This is a genomic window from Mycolicibacterium sp. XJ870 (genome assembly GCF_053483975.1).
Genome location: NZ_JBEFTI010000009.1, coordinates 144,066 through 163,696 on the forward strand (window position 1 = coordinate 144,066; position 19,631 = coordinate 163,696).

Annotated in this window: 24 protein-coding genes; 17 read left to right on the forward strand and 7 right to left on the reverse strand. The window is 66.1% G+C overall.

Annotated features, from left to right (window positions below; translation table 11 throughout):
• Nucleotides 1–7: 7 nt before the first annotated feature.
• Nucleotides 8–322 (reverse strand): type II toxin-antitoxin system VapB family antitoxin, encoded by a 315-nt coding sequence (locus tag ABQF30_RS25490; RefSeq protein ID WP_448469075.1) that lies wholly within the window; start codon nucleotides 320–322, stop codon nucleotides 8–10.
• Nucleotides 323–525: 203 nt separating this feature from the next.
• On the opposite strand from ABQF30_RS25490, the gene hrcA reads away from it, so the two are divergent.
• The 5 genes from hrcA (at nucleotide 526) to ABQF30_RS25515 (ending at nucleotide 4,314) form a co-directional block, all read left to right on the forward strand.
• The gene (gene hrcA / locus ABQF30_RS25495; RefSeq protein ID WP_448469077.1) at nucleotides 526–1,569 is read left to right on the forward strand and encodes a heat-inducible transcriptional repressor HrcA; all 1,044 of its coding nucleotides are present in this window, start codon (nucleotides 526–528) and stop codon (nucleotides 1,567–1,569) included.
• Between the two features lie 44 nt (nucleotides 1,570–1,613).
• Nucleotides 1,614–2,756 carry a molecular chaperone DnaJ gene (gene dnaJ / locus ABQF30_RS25500; protein ID WP_448469079.1) on the forward strand — a complete coding sequence of 381 codons (1,143 nt, stop codon included), beginning with the start codon at nucleotides 1,614–1,616 and terminating at the stop codon, nucleotides 2,754–2,756.
• Between the two features lie 4 nt (nucleotides 2,757–2,760).
• Nucleotides 2,761–3,510 (forward strand): 16S rRNA (uracil(1498)-N(3))-methyltransferase, encoded by a 750-nt coding sequence (locus ABQF30_RS25505; RefSeq protein WP_448469081.1) that lies wholly within the window; start codon nucleotides 2,761–2,763, stop codon nucleotides 3,508–3,510.
• A gap of 184 nt (nucleotides 3,511–3,694) precedes the next feature.
• Complete coding sequence (locus tag ABQF30_RS25510) at nucleotides 3,695–3,934, forward strand: hypothetical protein (RefSeq protein ID WP_448469083.1); 240 nt, start codon at nucleotides 3,695–3,697, stop codon at nucleotides 3,932–3,934.
• Nucleotides 3,919–4,314: a type II toxin-antitoxin system VapC family toxin gene (locus tag ABQF30_RS25515; protein ID WP_448469085.1), complete on the forward strand. Its 396-nt coding sequence runs from the start codon at nucleotides 3,919–3,921 to the stop codon at nucleotides 4,312–4,314. The genes ABQF30_RS25510 and ABQF30_RS25515 overlap by 16 nt, the downstream gene beginning before the upstream one ends.
• A 103-nt stretch (nucleotides 4,315–4,417) precedes the next feature.
• Here the strand turns inward: ABQF30_RS25515 and ABQF30_RS25520 are convergent, their stop codons facing one another.
• Entirely contained in the window at nucleotides 4,418–4,597 is a 180-nt protein-coding gene (locus tag ABQF30_RS25520) for an SDR family oxidoreductase (protein WP_448469086.1), read from the reverse strand.
• 107 nt (nucleotides 4,598–4,704) lie between these two features.
• A complete protein-coding gene (locus tag ABQF30_RS25525; protein WP_448469088.1) occupies nucleotides 4,705–5,487 on the reverse strand; it encodes a GTP pyrophosphokinase in 783 nt (260 codons plus the stop codon).
• A gap of 10 nt (nucleotides 5,488–5,497) precedes the next feature.
• On the opposite strand from ABQF30_RS25525, the gene ABQF30_RS25530 reads away from it, so the two are divergent.
• From ABQF30_RS25530 to era, 7 genes are all read left to right on the forward strand, one after another.
• Nucleotides 5,498–5,629 (forward strand): hypothetical protein, encoded by a 132-nt coding sequence (locus ABQF30_RS25530; RefSeq protein ID WP_448469090.1) that lies wholly within the window; start codon nucleotides 5,498–5,500, stop codon nucleotides 5,627–5,629.
• A gap of 447 nt (nucleotides 5,630–6,076) precedes the next feature.
• On the forward strand, nucleotides 6,077–6,568 hold the full coding sequence (locus tag ABQF30_RS25535; RefSeq protein ID WP_448469092.1) for a hypothetical protein: 492 nt from the start codon (nucleotides 6,077–6,079) through the stop codon (nucleotides 6,566–6,568).
• Nucleotides 6,569–6,723: 155 nt separating this feature from the next.
• Nucleotides 6,724–7,764 (forward strand): PhoH family protein, encoded by a 1,041-nt coding sequence (locus ABQF30_RS25540; RefSeq protein ID WP_448469094.1) that lies wholly within the window; start codon nucleotides 6,724–6,726, stop codon nucleotides 7,762–7,764.
• Nucleotides 7,761–8,297, forward strand: a complete 537-nt coding sequence (gene ybeY / locus ABQF30_RS25545; protein ID WP_448469096.1) for an rRNA maturation RNase YbeY — start codon at nucleotides 7,761–7,763, stop codon at nucleotides 8,295–8,297. Before ABQF30_RS25540 ends, ybeY begins: the two co-directional genes overlap by 4 nt.
• Nucleotides 8,294–9,586, forward strand: coding sequence for a hemolysin family protein (locus ABQF30_RS25550; RefSeq protein ID WP_448469098.1), 1,293 nt, complete (start codon nucleotides 8,294–8,296; stop codon nucleotides 9,584–9,586). The genes ybeY and ABQF30_RS25550 overlap by 4 nt, the downstream gene beginning before the upstream one ends.
• A complete protein-coding gene (locus ABQF30_RS25555) occupies nucleotides 9,579–9,896 on the forward strand; it encodes a cytidine deaminase-like protein (protein ID WP_448469100.1) in 318 nt (105 codons plus the stop codon). The genes ABQF30_RS25550 and ABQF30_RS25555 overlap by 8 nt, the downstream gene beginning before the upstream one ends.
• A 73-nt stretch (nucleotides 9,897–9,969) precedes the next feature.
• Nucleotides 9,970–10,869, forward strand: coding sequence for a GTPase Era (gene era, locus ABQF30_RS25560; protein ID WP_448469102.1), 900 nt, complete (start codon nucleotides 9,970–9,972; stop codon nucleotides 10,867–10,869).
• Here era and ABQF30_RS25565 read toward each other — a convergent pair.
• Nucleotides 10,866–12,401, reverse strand: coding sequence for an amidase (locus tag ABQF30_RS25565; protein WP_448469104.1), 1,536 nt, complete (start codon nucleotides 12,399–12,401; stop codon nucleotides 10,866–10,868). The two genes, era and ABQF30_RS25565, sit on opposite strands and share 4 nt — an antisense overlap.
• 63 nt (nucleotides 12,402–12,464) lie before the next feature.
• Between ABQF30_RS25565 and recO the strand changes: the two genes are divergently transcribed.
• Genes recO through ABQF30_RS25585 form a run of 4 tightly spaced genes read left to right on the forward strand, consistent with a single transcriptional unit; the run spans nucleotide 12,465 to nucleotide 14,956 of the window.
• Nucleotides 12,465–13,316, forward strand: coding sequence for a DNA repair protein RecO (gene recO / locus ABQF30_RS25570; RefSeq protein ID WP_448469106.1), 852 nt, complete (start codon nucleotides 12,465–12,467; stop codon nucleotides 13,314–13,316).
• Nucleotides 13,255–14,145 (forward strand): decaprenyl diphosphate synthase, encoded by an 891-nt coding sequence (locus ABQF30_RS25575; RefSeq protein WP_448469108.1) that lies wholly within the window; start codon nucleotides 13,255–13,257, stop codon nucleotides 14,143–14,145. Before recO ends, ABQF30_RS25575 begins: the two co-directional genes overlap by 62 nt.
• The gene (locus ABQF30_RS25580; RefSeq protein WP_448469110.1) at nucleotides 14,145–14,558 is read left to right on the forward strand and encodes a hypothetical protein; all 414 of its coding nucleotides are present in this window, start codon (nucleotides 14,145–14,147) and stop codon (nucleotides 14,556–14,558) included. Before ABQF30_RS25575 ends, ABQF30_RS25580 begins: the two co-directional genes overlap by 1 nt.
• Complete coding sequence (locus ABQF30_RS25585) at nucleotides 14,555–14,956, forward strand: NUDIX hydrolase (protein WP_448469112.1); 402 nt, start codon at nucleotides 14,555–14,557, stop codon at nucleotides 14,954–14,956. Before ABQF30_RS25580 ends, ABQF30_RS25585 begins: the two co-directional genes overlap by 4 nt.
• 350 nt (nucleotides 14,957–15,306) lie before the next feature.
• Here the strand turns inward: ABQF30_RS25585 and ABQF30_RS25590 are convergent, their stop codons facing one another.
• Nucleotides 15,307–15,705, reverse strand: a complete 399-nt coding sequence (locus tag ABQF30_RS25590; protein WP_448469114.1) for a Fur family transcriptional regulator — start codon at nucleotides 15,703–15,705, stop codon at nucleotides 15,307–15,309.
• Nucleotides 15,702–16,070 (reverse strand): ArsR/SmtB family transcription factor, encoded by a 369-nt coding sequence (locus ABQF30_RS25595; protein WP_448469116.1) that lies wholly within the window; start codon nucleotides 16,068–16,070, stop codon nucleotides 15,702–15,704. Before ABQF30_RS25595 ends, ABQF30_RS25590 begins: the two co-directional genes overlap by 4 nt.
• 98 nt (nucleotides 16,071–16,168) lie before the next feature.
• On the opposite strand from ABQF30_RS25595, the gene ABQF30_RS25600 reads away from it, so the two are divergent.
• Nucleotides 16,169–17,554 carry a glycine--tRNA ligase gene (locus ABQF30_RS25600; RefSeq protein WP_448469119.1) on the forward strand — a complete coding sequence of 462 codons (1,386 nt, stop codon included), beginning with the start codon at nucleotides 16,169–16,171 and terminating at the stop codon, nucleotides 17,552–17,554.
• Here the strand turns inward: ABQF30_RS25600 and ABQF30_RS25605 are convergent.
• Nucleotides 17,551–19,590 (reverse strand): TPM domain-containing protein, encoded by a 2,040-nt coding sequence (locus tag ABQF30_RS25605; RefSeq protein ID WP_448469121.1) that lies wholly within the window; start codon nucleotides 19,588–19,590, stop codon nucleotides 17,551–17,553. The two genes, ABQF30_RS25600 and ABQF30_RS25605, sit on opposite strands and share 4 nt — an antisense overlap.
• Nucleotides 19,591–19,631 lie beyond the last annotated feature (41 nt).

Below are 19,631 nucleotides of genomic sequence, written 5' to 3' on the forward strand. Positions count from 1 at the left end.
GAGCGAATTACGCCTCGCTTGGCTGCAGCGAATCCATGTCGAACAACCGCGCGTGCAGGATGGTGCGGTTCCGTAGCGCCGCGCGCACGGCTCGGTGCAGCCCGTCCTCGAGGTAGATGTCGCCGCGCCACCTGACCGCGTGGGGGAAGAGGTCGCCGTAGAAGGTCGAATCCTCGGACAGCAGCCGGTCCAGCGCGAGCACGGTGGTCGTGGTGACCAACTCGTCGAGGCGCAGTTGCCGGGGCGGTATGCGGGACCAGTCCCGATAGCTCAGCCCATGCTCCGGGTACGGTTTGCCCTCGAGGACGCCTTTGAAGATCATGGCCGGCGCGCCTGCGAGGTGTCCGGGCCCGGTTTCGCCATCGGCATGGGTGCTAAGGCTAGTACTCGCACGCCGATTTGCCATCGGTTGATTTGACCCGCGGTGCGCTACGGCGCAGACGCGGTGCGTAAAGGTCCTGCTGGTCCCCGTAAAATGGAATCAGCAAAATGGGCGCAGCGCAGTTCCGAAGGGCAGGTGAACCAGTGGGTAGTGCCGACGATCGTCGTTTCGAGGTGCTTCGCGCGATCGTTGCCGACTTCGTGTCCACGAAGGAGCCGATCGGCTCCAAAACCCTGGTCGAACGGCACAACCTCGGTGTTTCCAGCGCTACCGTGCGTAACGACATGGCTGTGCTGGAGGCCGAGGGCTACATCACTCAACCGCACACCAGCTCCGGGCGGGTGCCCACCGAAAAGGGCTACCGCGAGTTCGTCGACCGGATCGACAACGTCAAGCCGCTGTCGACGTCGGAGCGCCGCGCAATCCTCAACTTCCTGGAGACCGGCGTCGATCTGGACGACGTACTGCGCCGCGCGGTGCGGCTGCTCGCCCAGCTGACGCGGCAGGTGGCGATCGTGCAGTACCCGACGCTGTCCACCTCGACCGTGCGTCATCTCGAAGTGGTGGCGTTGACCCCGGCGCGGCTGCTGCTGGTGGTCATCACCGATTCCGGGCGGGTGGATCAACGGATCGTCGAACTCGGCGACGCCATCGACGACCACGAACTGTCGAAGCTGCGCGAGATGCTCGGCCAGGCGTTGGAGGGCAAGCCGCTCGCGGCCGCATCGATTGCGGTGTCGGACCTGGCGTCCCACCTCAACGGCGGCGGCAGCCTGGCCAAAGGCTTGGCCGACGCCGTCGGGCGGTCCGCGACCGTTCTGGTCGAGACGCTCGTCGAGCACGCCGAGGAACGGCTGCTCCTGGGCGGCACCGCCAACCTGACCCGCAACACCGCCGACTTCGGCGGTTCGCTGCGGTCGGTGCTGGAGGCCCTGGAGGAGCAGGTTGTGGTTCTGCGACTACTGGCAGCCCAGCAGGAGGCAGGCAAGGTGACCGTGCGCATCGGTCACGAAACCGAAGCCGAACAGATGGCCGGGACGTCGGTGGTCAGCACCACCTACGGCAGCTCCGGCAAGGTGTTCGGCGGGATGGGTGTGGTTGGTCCCACCCGAATGGACTATCCGGGAACTATCGCCAATGTCGCGGCGGTTGCTCTGTACATCGGCGAAGTCCTCGGTAGTCGTTAAGGCAAGCCGGTCACCCCGGCACGGAAAGGTCAGGCAAGGTCAGCGTGGCACGCGATTATTACGGCCTGCTCGGAGTGAGCAAAGGCGCGAGCGATTCTGAGGTCAAACGCGCCTATCGGCGTTTGGCACGTGAGCTGCATCCCGACGTCAATCCCGACGAGGAAGCTCAGGCGAGGTTCACCGAGATCCAGGTCGCCTATGAGGTGCTGTCGGATCCGGAGAAGCGACGCATCGTCGACATGGGCGGCGACCCGATGGAATCGGTGGGCGGATCGCCCAACGGGTTCGGCGGGTTCGGTGGTCTCGGCGACGTGTTCGAAGCGTTCTTCGGGGGTGGGACGACCTCTCGCGGGCCGATCGGGCGTGTGCGGCCCGGCGCGGACTCACTGCTGCGGATGCGCCTGGACCTGGAGGAATGCGCCACCGGCGTGACCAAGCAGGTGGCCGTCGATACCGCTGTCCTGTGCGACCTGTGCCAGGGCAAGGGCACCAACGGCAAGTCCACGCCCGTCACGTGTGACACCTGCGGCGGCCGCGGCGAGATCCAGACCGTGCAGCGGTCGCTGCTCGGTCAGGTGATGACCTCGCGGCCATGCCCGGTGTGCGGCGGCGTGGGCGAGGTCATTCCCGATCCGTGCAACCGGTGCGGTGGGGACGGCCGGGTACGCGCCCGCCGCGAGATCACCGTCAAGATCCCGGCCGGCGTCGGGGACGGCATGCGGGTACGGCTGGCCGCCCAGGGCGAGGTCGGACCGGGCGGCGGTCCCGCCGGCGACTTGTACGTCGAGGTTCACGAGAAGCAGCACGACACGTTCGTCCGCGACGGCGACGATCTGCACTGCACCATTTCGGTGCCGATGGTCGACGCCGCGCTGGGCACCACAGTCACCGTCGACGCCATCCTGGACGGCCCCACCGAGATCACGATCGCCGCAGGCACTCAACCCGGTGCGGTGACCACGTTGCGTGGGCACGGGATGCCGCATCTGCGCTCCGGCGTGCGTGGTGACCTGCACGCCCACATCGACGTCGTGGTGCCGCCCCGGCTGGACCACACCGACATCGAACTGCTGCGCAAGCTCAAGGAGAACCGCAGCCGCGACGTCGCCGAGGTGCGCTCGACGCAGGCGTCGGCCGGCTCCGGTGGCCTGTTCAGCAGGCTGCGCGAGACGTTCACCGGCCGCTGACGCCGTGAGCGCAGCGCTTTTCTACGTCGACGCGCTGCCCGGGGCAACCGAGCTCGCGGTCGTCGACGGCGACGAGGGCTTTCACGCGGCCAATGTCCGGCGCATCCGGGTGGGCGAGGAGATCGATCTCAGCGACGGGGCTGGCGCGCTGGCGCACTGCGTCGTCGAGGAGGTCACCAAGGGCCGGCTGTCCGCCCGGGTGCTGGACCGTCGCACCGTCGCGCCGGCCAGCCCGCTCGTCACGGTCGTTCAGGCGCTACCCAAGTCAGATCGCTCCGAGCTGGCCGTCGAACTCGCCACCGAGGCCGGTGCCGATGAGTTCATCGCGTGGCAGGCGGCGCGGTGCGTGGCGCGCTGGGACGGCCCGAAGGTGGAGAAGGGCCTGCGGCGCTGGGGTGCGGTCGCCCGATCAGCCGCGCGCCAGTCTCGCCGCGCATACATCCCCGTCGTCGACGGTGTGGTGTCGACGGCAGGCCTGGTGGGCCGTGTCGCCTCTGACGTCGACGCCGGTGCGGTGGTGCTCGCGCTGTACGAGTCTGCAACCGCGCCGATCACCGAACTCCCACTGGCCCAGGCGGATTCGCTCATGCTGATCGTCGGCCCGGAAGGCGGGATCTCCGACGACGAAATCGCCGCACTGACTGCGGCCGGCGCCCGCCCCGTGCGGCTCGGGCCTTCGGTTCTGCGCACCTCGACGGCCGCCGCGGTCGCCTTAGGGGCGATCGGTGCGCTGACGTCGCGCTGGGAGTTGTAGCCGCGTCCTATCCCGTCGTCGAGATTGACGTGAGGGTCGTTGTCACCGCGATTTCACAGCCCTGGTGTCGAAATCGGCGCCAGACAAGAGGCGGTACCCATCGGGTTCCGGCGTCTTCAGGCGGCGGGACACATGCTTGATCGGGTAAAAAGCGCACTACCTGCAACGATGCTAGAATGCCTGCATGCGCACGACGGTTGAGATCACCGAGGAGCAGCATCGCGCCTTGAGTGTCCTGGCGCAGCATCGAGGTGTGCGCGGGTTCTCACCTCTTGTTCAAGAGGCGCTCGATGCGTACCTCGCGAGTATTGCCCCCGATGAGATCGATGCACTGCTCAGCTTGGAGGGTGCGTTCACGGATACCGATGCCGACCAGGCGACGCTGGCGGTTCACGAGTTGCGGGGCACGTGGCGGGCCTCGTAGTTGTCGATACCGACCTGGTAATCGACTTCCTGCGAGGCAAAGGAATTGGCGTTTCGCTCGTTCGCGACTTGATCAGTTCTCGTCGGATCCGGTTTACGGCCGTCACCGCCTTTGAACTTCGTACGGGCACCGACTTTCACCGTCGCCACGCAGACATTGTGAAGCTGCTGAAGTCGCGTACTCTCCCGCTTGACATTGCTGCTGGACTACAAGCGGGGGAGGCCGCGTCGTTTCTGCGCGACGCGGGCACGCCAATCGGTTTCGCCGACTGCCTGCAGGCTGGAATCTGCATTCGTAACCAACTGCCGTTCGCCACGCGAAATCGGCGGCACTTCGAGCGGATCCCCCAGCTCGATCTCGTTGATCTCGCGAGCGTGTGACGATCGATGCGAGGATCGCTGGTCGGCGAAGTCCTCGCATCGCTAGGTGTTGCGGGGCAGGACGTTCGTGACGGCGACGGGGCAGCGGAATGGTCTGGGGCGGTTAGCGAGTTGTCCATTCGCCTCCGTTTACGGCGATGGTCTGTCCAGTGATCTGGCGTGCGCCGGGCGAGGCGAGAAAGCGTACGGTAGCGGCGATATCGGCGGGCGTCCCATGCGAGTTGCTCGACGGGATCTCCACCGACGAGCAGGCCAACCTCGAACACACACTACGACTGCTCATGCAACATCTTTCACTGCTGCTGGGAGAACGAGGTCAGCCCGGACACGTCGGACACCCCGGTGTCGGAGAGAAGGGCTGATGGCCCGGTGGCCGGCGTGCCGGGTTCATCACTCCTGCGATGGATGCCCAGAACGTTGCTGCGCAAAGCGCGCGATCACGGAGTCCGGCATCGGAATTGCCCCGCGGTCGAGATCCATCGGCATAGGTGGCAGGTCGCCGTGCAAGTCGCGGTGTAGGCGTTGCATCTCCTCGTCCAGCCGAGCCGCCGTGGTCGCGGCTTCTCTGAGGTCATGGGAAATGTCCGTGGGTACAGCACCGTCGAACTTGTAGAAGATCTTGTGTTCCAAACTTGCCCAGAAATCCATTGCGACAGTGCGTAATTGCACCTCGACGGGAACTGTAACGGTACCGGTGGAGAGGAATACGGGCACCTCGACGATCACGTGAAGGCTGCGGTATCCGTTCGGTTTCGGCTCGCGCACATAGTCTTTGACATTCAGCACAGAGATGTCGTCCTGACGGGTCAGTGCATCCGACACCTGATAGACGTCAGCGATGAACGAACAGGTCACCCGTACGCCGGCAATGTCAGTGATGCCGGCGCGGATTGCCTCGAACCGCGGCTCGCAGTTCTTGCGCTGCACTTTGTCGAGGACACTCTCCGGCGTCTTCAAGCGGCAGGACACGTGCTCGATCGGGTTGTACTGCTGCAGGTATTGGAACTCCTGCTGCAGGATTCCGACCTTCGTGGCGACCTCTTCCATACCGAACTTGTAGGAGAACATGAATCGCGAGAATTCGTCGCGCAGAGTTCGCAACTCTTCCAACAGGGACAGGGAACTCTGGCCGAACGTGTCATCCATGCCTTCCACCATGCCTAACAGGTTCATCGTGCAAGACGTGACGTCAGGACGCACCGGCGTTCACTTCGACATGCGTGATCCTGTCGGCGTCGAATTCTGCGGCGGGTTCGTGGCCAGCACGCTGCGCGGCCAGGAGACCCTCGACGACTACAGCCCGGGCAGATCTTGACCGGAGTTGTGGGCCGGCTTACGTGAGTCTGGCTGAAGAAATTGGCGCGTACGGCCCGGCCGGGTGCGCATTACGCTGGCCTGGCCCGCCTGTGATCTTGGGGTGGACAGCACCGACACATGCCCGTTGTATCCCGAGGAGGATCCAACCGTGAGTTTGCCGCCCCAAGGTCCGCCGCCGCCATACGGGCAACCCCACTGGCCTCCGCCGCAGGCGCAACACTGGCCGGGCCCGCCGAGCGGTCCGCCGCCAACCGGTCAGCCCCCGTACTGGGGCCCACCTCAAGGACAGCAATGGCAAGGGCCCCCGGCCGGGCCGCCGGGTCGGCCACCGTCGAAGAATACGGGCCTCATCGTCGGAATTGTCGCAGTAATCGCGCTCATCGGTGTCTTTGCATTTGTCGGCAGAGCGCTGTCGTCGAATTCTGAAAAGAACGCCGAAAGTGTTGTGGTCAGCGATGAGGAACGTGCGGCGAACGCGAAGGCAGCCGAATGGCCGGACGACTTCGATATCGTCTGCAAGAACGGTTCGGTGAGCAACGCGGGGGACTACGCAGAGCCGTACACGGCCGTCGCGTTCTACCCAGGGATGCAGCCTGACGCGTGGTATGGCGTTGCAGGCGTAAACGATTCCGCGTATGACTTCTCGAAGATCAATGTGGTCGCGTGTCTGTCGCGCAAGGCAGGCACCGAGGTGGAATCCGGGCAGTGTGAAAGCAAATCGTGGGATAAGCCGATCAGCATCGATTATTACTCGGTCCAGTACGATATCGAGCTCCGTGAGGCCAAGACCGGCAAGAAAATAAAGGACCTGGGTACAGTGAACGGCCCTGCCGTCGATTGTCCGTCCGTTACTTTCTTCGACTGGGTTCCTCCGAAGCTATTCGGTGAGCCGGATGGCGCGGCTGTGGAGGCCAAGCTGGCGGAAGCCGCCGAATAGCGGCCCCGTGCACGCGGGCGTCAGTTAATCGTGGGCAGGTGGACGCCTCGGTTCATCAGAGCTGCTGACCCTTAACCATTGGGACGTGTCACTGACCAGCGGTAAACTGGCTTTCAAATACTTCAAGAGCACAGAAAGCAGGCAAGAAACCCCACGTGACGCCCCGCGAGACAACAGCTGACTCGTCGCCGGATGCATCGGTCCGCAGCAGCATCACTGTTCCGCCCGACATCATCGTGGGCCTGCTTGGCTCGGCCGATGAGAATCTGCGGGCACTCGAAAATCTACTGACTGCCGATATCCACGTGCGCGGCAACGAGGTCACCTTTACCGGCGAGCCGGCCGACGTGGCGCTCGCCGAGCGCGTCGTCGCCGAGCTGATCGCGGTGGCATCGAGCGGGCAGCATGTGACTCCCGACGCCGCGCGGCACAGCGTCGCGATCCTCACCGGCACCGGTGACGAGTCGCCCGCCGAGGTGCTGACCCTGGACATCCTGTCGCGGCGCGGCAAGACCATCCGGCCCAAGACGCTCAACCAGAAGCACTACGTCGACGCCATCGATGCGCACACGGTCGTGTTCGGCATCGGACCGGCAGGCACCGGCAAGACGTACCTGGCGATGGCCAAAGCGGTCAACGCACTGCAGACCAAGCAGGTCAACCGCATCATCCTCACCCGCCCCGCGGTGGAAGCCGGTGAGCGCCTTGGCTTCCTGCCCGGCACCCTGATCGAGAAGATCGACCCCTATCTGCGCCCGCTCTACGACGCGCTGCACGACATGATGGATCCCGAAGCGATCCCGAACCTGTTGAGTGCCGGGGTGATCGAGGTTGCGCCTCTCGCATTTATGCGTGGTAGGACGTTGAATGACGCCTTCATCATTCTCGACGAGGCGCAGAACACCACCGCCGAGCAGATGAAGATGTTCCTGACCCGTCTCGGGTTCGGCTCGAAAGTCGTTGTCACCGGCGATATCACGCAGGTGGACTTGCCCGGCGGTGCCACCTCGGGGCTGCGCGCGGCCATGCAGATTCTCGACGGCATCGAGGACATCCACTTCGCTGAGCTCACCAGCGCCGATGTGGTCCGCCACCGGCTGGTGTCGGAGATCGTCGACGCCTACGCACGACACGAGGAACCGGCGTTGATCAACCGGGCCCAGCGTCGCTCGTCGGGTGGGCGGCCCCGGCGATGAGCATCGAGGTATCCAACGAGTCGGGTATCGACGTCTCCGAATCCGAATTGATCAGCGTCGCGCGGTTCGTCATCGCCAAGATGGACGTGCATCCGGCGGCGGAATTGTCGATGGTGCTGCTGGACAGTGCGGCGATGGCCGACCTGCACATGCGGTGGATGGACCTGCCCGGGCCCACCGACGTCATGAGTTTTCCGATGGACGAGCTGGAGCCCGGTGGCAGGCCCGATTCACCCGAGCCTGGGCCGACGATGCTCGGCGACATCGTGCTGTGCCCGGAGTTCGCCGAGCAGCAGGCCGCCAAGGCCGGACATTCGCTGGGCCAGGAGCTGGCGTTGCTGACTGTGCACGGCGTGCTGCATCTGCTGGGCTACGACCATGCCGAACCGGACGAGGAGAAAGAGATGTTCGCCCTGCAGCGTCAGCTGCTGGAGGAATGGGTAGCTGACCAGGTGCAGGCCTATCACTATGACCGGCAGAGCGACAAAGACCGGCAACTCCTGGACAAGTCCCGACATTTCGATCAACCGTGACCGGAGTTCTACCGCTGTTCGGCGCGATCGCGCTGGTCTGCTTCGGTGGGCTGTTCGCGGCCATCGACGCAGCATTGTCCACGGTGTCGATCGCGCGCATCGAGGAACTGGTCCGCGAGGAACGCCCCGGTGCCGCCCGGCTGGGCAGAGTCGTCGCCGAACGCCCGCGCTACACCAATCTTGTTGTACTGCTGCGTATCACCTGCGAAGTGAGCGCGACGGTGCTGCTGGTCGCCTATCTCGACGGACACCTCGGCGTGAGCTGGGGCCTGTTCGCCGCGGCCGCGATCATGGTGGTGACCAGCTTCGTGGCCATCGGCGTGGGTCCCCGTACCGTGGGCCGGCAGAACGCCTACACCATCGCGTTGTTGTCCGCGCTTCCGCTGCAGGCGATCTCGGTGTTGCTCACCCCGATCAGCCGGCTGCTGGTGCTGATCGGTAACGCACTCACTCCCGGCCGGGGCTTCCGTAACGGGCCGTTCGCCTCCGAGATCGAGTTGCGTGAGGTCGTCGATCTGGCCCAGCAGCGCGGCGTGGTTGCCGACGAGGAACGCCGGATGATCCAGTCGGTGTTCGAACTCGGCGACACCCCGGCGCGCGAGGTGATGGTGCCGCGCACCGAGATGGTGTGGATCGAAAGTGACAAGTCCGCCGGGCAGGCCACGTCACTGGCCGTGCGCAGCGGGCACTCGCGCGTCCCGGTGGTCGGGGAGAACGTCGACGACATCGTCGGTGTGGTGTACCTGAAAGACCTTGTGCAGCAGACTTACTACTCGACCAACGGCGGCCGCGACACCACGGTGGCACAGGTGATGCGGTCGGCGGTGTTCGTGCCGGACTCCAAGCCGCTCGACGAGTTGCTCAGAGAGATGCAGCGCGACCGCAATCATATGGCGTTGTTGGTCGACGAGTACGGCGCCATCGCCGGCCTGGTCACGATCGAAGACGTACTCGAGGAGATCGTCGGAGAGATCGCCGACGAGTACGACACCGACGAAGTCGCGCCCGTGGAAGAACTCGGTGACCGGCAGTACCGGGTGTCCGCGCGGCTACCGCTCGAGGACCTCGGCGAACTGTACGGGCTGGACTTGGACGAGGATCTCGACGTGGACACCGTCGGCGGTCTGGTCGCATTCGAACTGGGTCGCGTGCCGCTGCCCGGCGCCGAAGTGTCCTGGGACGGACTGAGACTGCGCGCCGAAGGCGGACCGGACCACCGGGGGCGGGTGCGGATCAACACCGTGCTGGTCTGCCCCACTGAACCCGACAGACAGGACACTGATGACTGAACTCGATGCCGAGGACAACAAGTTGGTGGTGTTGGCCCGTGGTGCGATGGGCCGGGCCGAGGCCTCCTCGGGCGCGGCGGTCCGCGATCAGGACGGCCGTACCTATGCCGGTGCGCCGGTGGCCCTTTCCGCGCTGCAGCTGACGGCGCTGCAGGCAGCGGTGGCGGCTGCGGTGTCCAGCGGTGCGACGGGGCTGGAAGCGGCGGTGCTCGTGGGCGGGTCGGCCGATGACGCCGGAGTGGCTGCGGTGCACGAACTATCGGCTGATGCCGCGGTGATCGTCACCGACAGGATGGGGACGGTGCTATGACGACCGCGAGTGTGCAACCAGGCCGAGAAATCGTGCGAGAACTCGCGCTGAGTGCACGCTCGGTGGGTTTCCGATGACCGAATTCCGTTCCGGCTTCGTCTGTTTCGTCGGCAGGCCCAACACCGGCAAGTCGACGCTGACCAACGCCCTGGTCGGCACCAAGGTGGCGATCACGTCCAACCGTCCGCAGACCACCCGGCACACTATCCGCGGCATCGTGCATCGGGAGGACTTCCAGATCATCCTGGTTGACACTCCGGGGCTGCACCGGCCGCGGACCTTGCTCGGGCAGCGGCTCAACGACCTGGTCAAGGGCACCTATTCAGAGGTCGACGTGATCGGGCTGTGCATTCCCGCCGACGAGGCGATCGGGCCGGGGGACCGGTGGATCTACGATCAGATCCGCGCAGTGGCGCCGAGGACGACGCTCGTCGCGATCGTCACCAAGATCGACAAGGTGCCCAAGGATCGGGTCGCCGCGCAGCTGATGGCCGTCAGCGAACTGGTCGGCGCGGATGGCGAGATCGTTCCCGTCTCGGCCACCTCGGGCGAGCAACTCGATGTGCTCACCGAGGTTCTCGTCGGCAAGCTGCCGCCGGGCCCGGCGTACTACCCCGACGGCGAGCTCACCGACGAGCCGGAGGAAGTGCTGATGGCAGAGCTCATCCGCGAGGCCGCGCTCGAAGGCGTGCGCGACGAGCTACCGCACTCGCTGGCCGTGGTGATCGACGAGGTCGAGCCACGGGAAGGGCGCGACGATCTGATCGACGTGCACGCCATTCTCTACGTCGAGCGCGACAGCCAGAAGGGCATCGTGATCGGTAAGGGCGGGGCCCGGCTGCGCGAGGTCGGCACGGCTGCGCGCACCCAGATCGAAAAACTGCTCGGCACAAAGGTTTATCTCGAACTGCGGGTGAAGATCGCCAAGAACTGGCAGCGCGACCCCAAACAGTTGGGGCGGCTCGGTTTTTAACCAGGTTGCCGCAGCGCGTTGACCGCGGCGACAGCCTGCGACACGTCGTGGTCCTCGGGTGCCGCCCGTTCGGCGGTCTCGACGCTGTGACCGTTGCGCGTGTTCCACCAGACCTCTGGTTGTTTGGCGGCCCAGCCGGTGATCGCCTCGAGTTCTGCGGCCAGCGAGATCAGCAGCGGCTCACTGTTGGCCGGGCCCATCAGCTGGACACCGATCGGCAATCCGTCGGAGGTGAACCCGGCCGGAACGCTGATCGACGGCCAGCCCAGTAGATTCCACGGCCAGGTCACCGGGCAGGACTGGATCGCCCTGCGTTCGGTGGCATACCAGCCGCGCCGGTCGAACTCGTGGATGAGTGGCGGTGGTTGGGCCGTGGTCGGGGCGATGATGACGTCGACGAGGTTGAAGATCCAGCCGATGCGCCGTTGCGCCTCCACCTCGTGAGCGCGGGCCTTGCGCAGCACGTCCTCCGACAACAGTCGGCCGATTCGCATGTTGGCGGCGGTGCGCTGGTCGTAGTCGAGCTCTCCGAGCCGCTCGGACCAGTCCAGCAGGCCCGCGGTGGACCGGGACAGGAAGTCCCACGACATCCGCAGGCTGTACTTGGGATCTTTGGCCACCACCGTGTGACCCAGCTGGCCGAGTTGGTCGGCAACGTTCTGCAGCGCGGCCCGGATCTCCGGATGCAGCGCGACCCGGAATCCGGTGAACGGGAACTTCGTCGACATCGCCACCCGCAGCGGACCGGGCGCCCGCCCGACGTGCTCTGCGGCCTGTATCGGCGGGGGCTTGTGCAGGTCGCCGTCGGCGTTGCCTGCCGCGGCATCGAGCACCAGGGCGGCGTCGGTGACGGTGCGGGCCAGCACGCCGTTGACGGTGATCCCGTTGAATGCCTCGGGCAGCGGCCAGGTGGAGATCCGGCCGCGCTGCGGTTTGATGCCGACGAGATGGGTCCAGGCTGCCGGGATCCGGACGCTGCCCGCGCCGTCAGAACCGATGGCCGCAGTTACCAGGCCCGCGGCGACAGCCGCAGCGCTGCCACCCGACGAGCCACCCGGGCCGTGTTTGCGCGACCACGGATTGCGGGTGTGGCCGAAGCCCGGCCCATTGGTGAACGGCCATTGCCCGAGTTCGCAGGTGTTGGTTTTGCCGACGATGATCGCGCCCGCGGCCCGCAGGCGTCGCACCACCTCGGCGTCGGCGGTGGCCACGCGAACAGCGCCACCCGGGCCGTCGGTGCCGAACAGGGTGGGCACGCCGGCGATGTCGACGTCGTCCTTGACCGCGATGGGAATTCCCAGCAGAGGGAGTTGTTTGCCGGCCGCGCGATCTCGATCAGCTTTGGCGGCGTCGGCCAGCGCTTGCTCGGTGAGCACGACGCGGAACGCGTTGAGGGTGGATTGGCTTGCGACGATCGCGTGCAGCGACCGGCGTACCAATTCCTCAGACGTGATGGCGCCGCTGGCAAGTTGGTACAGCTGATTGGTCAGGGTGGGGAACGCGGAGGTCGTGCAAGTAGTCGATTTTCCCATCACTTTCGAGGATATCGGCGGTGCATAACGGAACTTGTCCGGCCATGGTGCGACACTGTCACGATGCGGCTGTACCGGGACCGGGCGGTGGTGCTGCGCCAGCACAAGCTCGGCGAGGCCGACCGGATTGTCACCCTGCTCACCCGCGACCACGGGTTGGTGCGCGCGGTGGCCAAGGGGGTGCGGCGTACCCGCAGCAAGTTCGGCGCCCGGTTGGAGCCGTTTGCCCACATCGATGTCCAACTGCACCCGGGCCGCAATCTCGACATCGTCACGCAGGTGCAGGCCATCGACGCGTTCGCATCCGACATCGTCAGCGACTACGGCCGCTACACCAGTGCGTGCGCGATGCTGGAGACCGCCGAGCGGTTGGCCGGTGAGGAGCGGGCGCCGATGCCTGCGTTGCACCGGCTCACCGTGGCAGCCCTGCGGGCGGTTGCCGACGGTTCCCGTGCGCGTGAGCTGGTGCTCGATGCGTACATGTTGCGGGCGATGGGGATCGCCGGATGGGCCCCGGCGATCACCGAATGCGCGCGGTGCGCCGCACCCGGTCCACACCGGGCGTTCCATGTCGGCGCAGGCGGCAGCGTGTGCGTGCACTGCAGGCCCAGTGGCTCCAGCACCCCGCCGCAGGGTGTGCTCGAGTTGATGGCGGCGCTGCACGACGGCGATTGGGAGTACGCCGACACGTCATCGTCCACGCACCGCAGTCAGGCCAGTGGACTCATCGCCGCACATCTGCAGTGGCATCTGGAGCGTCAACTGCGGACATTGCCTCTGGTCGAGCGGGCTTACCGAATCGATCGGACGGTCGCCGATCAGCGGGCCGCGTTGGTCGGGCAGGATATGGCGCATGGCTTTGAAGCGGGACAGGAAGCGGGATACCACCTACCCACAGCTGCCCCCGGCGCCTGAGGACTACCCGACCTTTCCGGACAAGTCCACCTGGCCCGTCGTCTTCCCCGCCCTGCCGCCGGAGACCAACGGCCGCTTCGCCCGCCCGCCGCAACACACCTCCAAGGAAGCCGCGCCCCAGATCCCGGCCGACCAGGTGCCCAATCATGTCGCAGTGGTGATGGACGGCAACGGCCGCTGGGCGACGCAGCGCGGGCTGGGCCGCACCGATGGTCACAAGATGGGCGAGGCTGTGCTCATCGACATCACCTGTGGTGCCATCGAGATCGGTATCAAGCATCTGACTGTGTACGCGTTCTCCACCGAGAACTGGAAACGCAGCACCGAGGAAGTCCGGTTCCTCATGGGATTCAACCGCGAGGTGGTGCGACGCCGCCGGGAGAACCTCAACGACATGGGCGTGCGGATGCGCTGGGTGGGTTCGCGGCCCCGGATGTGGCGCAGCGTCATCAAGGAGTTCGACATCGCCGAGGAGATGACGGTCGACAATGACGTCATCACCATCAACTACTGCGTGAACTACGGCGGGCGCACCGAGATCGTCGAGGCGACCAGGGCTCTTGCCGAGGAAGCGGTGGCCGGCAAGGTCAATCCGAGTCGCATCACCGAGGCGTCGTTCGCCAAACACCTGCACCGCTCCGACATCCCCGATGTGGATCTGTTCATCCGGACTTCGGGCGAGCAGCGGGCCAGCAACTTCCTGTTGTGGCAGGCCGCGTACGCCGAGTTCGTTTTCCAGGAAAAGCTGTGGCCGGACTACGACCGGCGCGATCTGTGGGCGGCCTGCGAGGAGTACGTGAACCGCAATCGAAGGTTCGGTCGGGCCTGATGCCCAATCTGTTGCAGCGGTTGTCCTCGGTGCTGGGCGAGGTGATGTCCGTCGTCGAGGAGGAGGACGACGCGTTGACCGTCACCGGCGACGGATCGGTCGCGTCGGTGCGGGTGGTTGCCATCGCCGAGGATCTGGAGATGGTGTCGCTGACGCAGCCGCTGGCGTGGGACCTACCGCTGAACAACAAGCTTCGCGAGCAGGTGGCCGGCCACGCCGGCCGCACCATGCTGGGCACGGTGGTGCTGGTGGAGAAAGTGGCCCAGACGCCCAAGGGGACGGCGAAGAAGGTCGCCGACGTGATGCTGCGATACAACTTTCCGGGGGGCGGGCTCACCGATGATGCGTTGCGTACCTTGATCCTGATGGTGCTGGCCACCGGTGCCGACGTGCGCCGGGACCTCATGTCGTGAGCTACCGGGTTATTCGCATCGTCGCGGCGGTGGTCCTCGATGAGCGCAACCACGTGCTGGTGGTCCGCAAGCGCGGGACGTCGTCGTTCATGCAGCCCGGCGGGAAGATCGAGCCCGGGGAGGAACCGGTCGAGGCTCTGGTACGGGAAGTGTGTGAGGAGCTCGGCGTGGGTTGTGACGGGCCGGCCCGGGCGCTCGGGCGACACAGTGCCATGGCCGCCAACGAACCCGGGCATGTTGTCGATGCCTGGTTGTTTTCGGTGGCGCTGGACGGGGATCCGGCGCCGCAGGCCGAGATCGAGGAGATGGCCTGGGTCGACCCGCACGCGCCTGGCGACATCGCGCTTGCGCCGCTCACCGAGAACATAGTGCTTGCCCTGGCGCGCGATCCGGTCTAGGCCTCCGGCGGAACTGGGTGTCGTTCGGCCCGCCTATTAGCGACACTGTCGCTGAAAATGCCTCGTACGCAACATCAGTCGCTTGGACCTCGCGCCGCAGACAACAAGTGACACTCTGACCCCGCCTGCCTCTTCCGCACCGCAAAATGTGCTGCCCGCATTACAGCGACATTGTCGCGCGCAGCGCGGGCGCATGACCAGTGGGGCCCATGTGGCAGAGCGATATCTTTGTGCCGCATGTGATGGTGGCGTGTGTGCCTACTGCTGCGAGTGAGACTGGTGAGGCGATTTCCGCGACATTGTCGCTAATAGCCGGGCGGACCGACACCGTGGTCGAGCAGCGCACCCGCTTACCCCGTCGGACCGACGCACTCGCCACACACCCCGAAGATTTCGATCGTGTGGCTGACGTCGGAGAAACCGTGCTCGCGGGCGACGTCGGCGGCCCAGGTCTCGACGTCACGGCCGGACACCTCGACGGTGGAGCCGCAGGCCCGGCACACCAGGTGATGGTGATGGTCGTCTGAACACCGCCGGTATACCGACTCGCCGGTGTCGGTGCGCAGGGTGTCGACGACGCCGGCGGTCGCCATCGCCTGCAGCGTGCGGTACACCGTGGTCAGGCCGATGCCCTGGCCGCGGCGGCGCAGCTCGTCATGCAGTTCCTGGGCGGAACGGAATCCTTCGGTCTCGTTGAGCAGGTCGGCGATGGCCGCTCGCTGCCGGGTGGACCGGACCGCGCCGGTCACCGTCTGTCCTCGCCGGCGTGCGCGACGGCGTCGACGACGATGTGCGCGAGGTGGTGGTCGACGAGCCGGTAGAGCACTTCGCGTCCGGCCCGCTCACTGGACACCACGCCGGCCTGCTTGAGAATCCGCAGATGCTGGCTGACCAGAGGCTGCGGCACGCCGAGCGCGTCGACCAATTCATGCACGCATCGCTGGGACTGCTGCAGCTGCAGCACGATCGCGATCCGCAGCGGGGCGGCCAGCGCGCGCAGCAGTTCCCCAGCTGTGTCGAGGACGTCGCGCGGCGGCAGTTCCGGCGCGGGGGCGCCGTGATGCTGGCGCCCGTCGTCGTGCTGCCCCTCCGCTAAACTGGAAATCGTTTTCATTATGCGGCCAGAATACATGCGCGGAATTGCATGTCAACAGATCCGGCCGCCGCGGCGGATTATCAATGCGCGCTCGCCGGTCGCTACTCTGTTGCACCGTGGCATCCATCATCGACACCGTTGCGAACCTGGCCAAACGCCGTGGTCTGGTCTATCAGTCCGGCGAGATCTACGGCGGCACGAAGTCGGCATGGGATTACGGGCCACTGGGCGTCGAGCTCAAAGAGAACATCAAGCGGCAGTGGTGGCGCTCGGTGGTCACCGGCCGCGATGACGTCGTCGGCCTGGACAGCGCGATCATCTTGCCGCGCCAGGTCTGGGTGGCCTCAGGCCACGTCGAGGTGTTCAACGATCCGCTGGTCGAATGCCTGAACTGCCACAAGCGGCATCGTCAGGACCATATGCAGGAGGGGTACGCGGCCAAGAAGGGCATCGCGGACCCCGACTCGGTGCCGATGACGGAGATCGTCTGCCCGGACTGCGGCACCAAGGGCCAATGGACCGAACCGCGCGACTTCAACATGATGCTCAAGACCTACCTCGGCCCGATAGAGACCGAGGAGGGCCTGCACTACCTGCGGCCCGAGACCGCGCAGGGCATCTTCGTCAACTTCGCCAACGTCGTCACCACCGCCCGCCGCAAGCCGCCGTTCGGCATCGGCCAGATCGGTAAGAGCTTCCGCAACGAGATCACGCCAGGCAACTTCATCTTCCGTACCCGCGAGTTCGAGCAGATGGAGATGGAGTTCTTCGTCGAACCGTCGACGGCGCCCGAGTGGCACCAGTACTGGATCGACACCCGGCTGCAGTGGTACGTCGACCTCGGCATCGATCGCGACAACCTGCGCCTCTACGACCATCCCAAGGAGAAGCTGTCGCACTACTCCGACGGCACTGTCGACATCGAGTACAAGTTCGGCTTCCAGGGCAACCCGTGGGGTGAGCTTGAGGGCATCGCCAACCGCACAAACTTCGACTTGTCCACGCACTCAAAGCATTCCGGTGTCGACCTGTCGTTCTACGACCAGGGGACCGATACCCGCTACGTGCCCTACGTCATCGAGCCGGCAGCCGGCCTGACCCGTTCGCTGATGGCGTTCTTGGTCGACGCCTACACCGAGGACGAGGCCCCCAACGCCAAGGGCGGCGTCGACAAGCGCACGGTCCTCAAGCTCGACCCACGCCTGGCCCCGGTCAAGGCGGCCGTGCTGCCGCTGTCGCGGCACGCGGATCTGTCGCCGAAAGCCCGCGACCTGGCCGCCGAGCTGCGCCAGAGCTGGAACGTCGAGTTCGACGACGCCGGTGCGATCGGGCGGCGCTACCGCCGTCAGGACGAGATCGGCACCCCGTACTGCATCACGGTGGACTTCGATTCACTGGAAGACCAGGCGGTCACCATCCGCGAGCGCGATGCCATGACCCAGGAGCGCGTCGCGATCGACAAGGTGTCCGATTACCTGGCGGTGCGGCTCAAGGGCTGCTAGAACCGGCCGCCGCCACCGCTGTAGCTGCGGCCCGACGAGCGCGATGACCCTCCGTAGGACGTGGGTCGACCCATACTGCGCCCGCCCCCGAAGCCGCCGCCGAATCCACCCCCGTAGCCGCCGCCGAAACCTCCACTGAAGCCGCCGCGCAACACGTTGCCGATGAGGATGCCGCCGAGCACCGCGCCCATGTCGGATCCACCTCCGCCGCCGTACTGCGAGGTGTAGGAACGCTGCGCGGAACGCACGTCGTCGTTGGCCAGGCTCTGTGCCTGCGCGGCCAGCGTAGAGGCCCCGTTTGCGTGGGCGACGGCCTCGTTCGGGGCGCTGGCCCGTTTGGCCTCGGCGGCCTGCAGTTGCCGCGTGGCCTCGGCGAGCCGGGTGCGGGCTTCCGGGCCGATGCTGCCGCGCCGGGTTTCGATGAAATCCGACACCGCTTTGATGCGTGATTGCGCGGTGAAGAGCGCCTGCTCCAGGCTCCGGGCCAGGCGTTCGGCGGCCTCGCGTTGTTCGTGCACGCTGGCCAGCAGTTGGTCCAGGTCAGCGTCTGCGGCGGTCAGGCGCATGAAGGTGCCCAGTGGGTCGGCGTTGCCGTTGGACCTGGCCGCGTCGGCGGCCTTGGCCGCGGCGTCGCGCGCTGCGGCGAGTTGGTCCGACTGCGGGGTATTGGCTTGTGCCAGAAGCGTATTCGCCTGGTCGATACCGGCTTGGATGTCGGTGATGGCGGCGGGCAGTCCGGCCAGCGCCCGGTTGATGTCGGTGGCCGCGCTGTCGATCGCGTCCAGCAGCGTGCGGGCCTGGTCGAGTGCGGACTCCGCGGCCCGCACCGAGTCGACCAGGCCGGTCTGATCGCCGGCGGGCCGGGATACCAGTTGGCGGGCGGTGGTGATGTTGTGGTCGGCGAACGCCAGCCGCTCTTTGGCTGTTTCCACATTGTCAACCACCGAATTCAGGGCGGTGGCGTCGAACTGCTGGTGCAGCGTGGCCAAGGTCTGCTCGGACGGATTCATCCGCGCGGTGAGGTCCACCATCTGCTGGGTCATGGCGTCCAGCCGGGTGGGGGCGTTGATCACCAGATCGCGCAGCTGCTCGAACGCCTGGCTCTGAGTGTCCAGTTCACGGTCGGCCGTGGCCGCCGACACCACCACGCGAGTCAACAGGTCACGACGCTGCAGCGGCGCCTCTGGTATCGCGTCGTCGAGGGTTTGTCGCACCTTGAAGGCTTGTGCCAGTGCGGTTTTCGCATTTGCCACGGCGCGGGTGAACGGCTCGGTCTGCTTCTGGCCGAATTCCTCGACGGCCAGTTCCAGCTCGGCCTCACTCGTGCGCACGGCGTTGTCGACGTCGACCACGATGGAGCGGGACAGTTCGTCGAGCGCCTCGATCGGCACACCGGCCAACGCGTTCGCATCGGTGGGGTCCACCCGTTTGGCGGCCTCGAACTCGGCCTTGCGGCGCTTGGCCCGGCGGCGCCGCGACCACCACCACAGCAATCCGAGCAGCACCAGTATCGCCCCGACGGCGATCACCATCGCGGGCCACGACACGCTGGTTCCGGATGCCGATTCGGGTTCGGCGGCCAGGCCGTTGGCTGCTGCGATCGCCGCGCCCGCCCAGTCATCGCGGCGCAGGGCGGGGGTGATGCTGTTGCGCCGGAGGTCGTCGTTGTGGGCCGAACTGTAGTTGGGCACCGTGTCGGGTACCTGGAAGGCGAAGGCCCGGTCCACCGTGGCGACCGCCAGCAGCGCGTCGTCGTCGCCGAAATCGCTCAACGTGATGGTGCTCTGTGCCCAGCCGACGGGGTTCTGCCGGGCGAAATCCTCGACGAAAACCACCCACAGCTTGATCCGGCGCTGGTCGTAGAGGTTGTCAAGGGCGCGTTGCACATTGGTGCGCTGTGACGCCGACAGCACGCCGGCGTCATCGGTGAGTTGAGTGGCCAACCGCAGGGGCGGTTCGGCCAGGGCGCCGGGAGCAGCGAGAAGCCCGGCCATCAGGATCGCGAGCAGCATGGGCAGCAGACGGGCGATACGCATGCCCGCCAATCTAATGTGCTGCGCCGGTCGGGCGGCGTGTC